This window comes from Corynebacterium sp. MSK071, assembly GCF_030232125.1.
Taxonomy (GTDB): domain Bacteria; phylum Actinomycetota; class Actinomycetes; order Mycobacteriales; family Mycobacteriaceae; genus Corynebacterium; species Corynebacterium kefirresidentii.
In genome coordinates, this window is the sequence record NZ_JASPJA010000036.1 from 1 (window position 1) to 1385 (window position 1385).

The 1385-nt window shown below is 58.4% G+C and carries 1 protein-coding gene; it reads left to right on the forward strand.

Annotated elements, in window-relative coordinates; genetic code table 11:
* Positions 1 to 161: 161 nt before the first annotated feature.
* Positions 162 to 1340 (forward strand): IS256-like element IS1249 family transposase, encoded by a 1179-nt coding sequence (locus tag QP990_RS12080; protein WP_005323424.1) that lies wholly within the window; start codon positions 162 to 164, stop codon positions 1338 to 1340.
* Positions 1341 to 1385: the final 45 nt, after the last annotated feature.

A 1385-nucleotide genomic window follows, 5' to 3' on the forward strand; every position in this document is an offset into this window, starting at 1 on the left:
GGGTTAAGGGTCAAAAAGTGTGTCCGGAATCGCGGATTTTCACGGATTGACCTGTAGGTTTCCGGAAAGTATATGCTCCGGAAGCATATATCTAGCCCCCGACGGGAAATCCTCGGTGTGGCAGCCGTGATGTGCTATGCGCGGCGTGGTGTGGTGTCGCAATGTCGAAGAACCAACCACGCTGCCACTGCGGCGGTGAAATGAAACGCAACGGCACCACCAGCAAAGGCACCACCAGATGGCGCTGCAAACAATGCGGCGCCTCCAGCGTCAAACGTCGAAACGACATCACCAACGCGGCAGTGTTCACCCAGTTCATCGAGCATTGCACCACCGCAATATCACTCGACGACCTAGCCAAACGAAACGGTGTTAGCCGCGCCACCATGAAGCGGCGCTTCAAGTGGTGCTGGCTCGTTGATGTGCCTGACCCCACCGCCGGCCACCACAAGCGGATCTACGACCAGGTATTTCTCGATGGCACCTACACCGCCGGTGGCTGCCTGATCGTCGCGGCGACCATCGACCACGTGATCGCCTGGCACTGGTGCAAACACGAAACCACCCGCGACTACCAACTGCTGCTTGAACGCATCGAAGCCCCACTCATCGCCGTCATCGACGGCGGCCAAGGCGCATACAGCGCAATCAAAAAGTGCTGGCCGACTACGAAAATTCAACGCTGCCTCGTCCACGCCCAACGCGTGGTCCGCCGCTACACCACCACCAACCCACGCACCGATGCCGGGCGCACCATCTACCGACTTGCGCTGAAACTGACCCGGATCACCACACTGGATGAAGCCGCCGCGTGGGGTGTGCAACTGCACGAGTTTTCAACGATCTACCGGGAATGGATGAACGAGAAAACCATGATCAAAGACCCCAAAACAGGTGCATGGACCCGCGTGTGGACCCACCACAACGTGCGCAAGGCCTACAACAGCCTCAACCATCTTTGGCGGTCCGAGATGCTGTTTGTCTACCTCAACCCGCCAGCAGGAGTCCTTGCGCCCGAGCGGATCAAATCCACCACCAACAGCTTAGAAGGCGGCATCAACGCCCAGCTCAAACTGCTCGCCAGAACCCACCGCGGCAGATCAGGCGAACGACAACGCCGCATGCTGGATTGGTGGCTCTACTTAAAAACGGAACTGCCTGACGATCCAGTACGAATCGCCAGGCAGTCCGACTGGGGCCAGGGCCAACTCGCCAAAGTATCCACCCTGACCCAAACCGAGAACCAAGCCGACCACGAAACAGGACGCCCAGCCCTCTACGACAACGCTATCGACACCGACTACACCCACTCAATCGGCATTCAAAAAGGCCAAATCTAACCCCCGCGACACGCCGAGCCAGACACACATTTTGACCCTTAACCC

Excerpts from the sequence above, each read along its gene's own strand:
- QP990_RS12080 (WP_005323424.1), top strand. The coding sequence starts at position 162 with ATGTCGAAGAACCAACCACGCTGCCACTGCGGCGGTGAAATGAAACGC.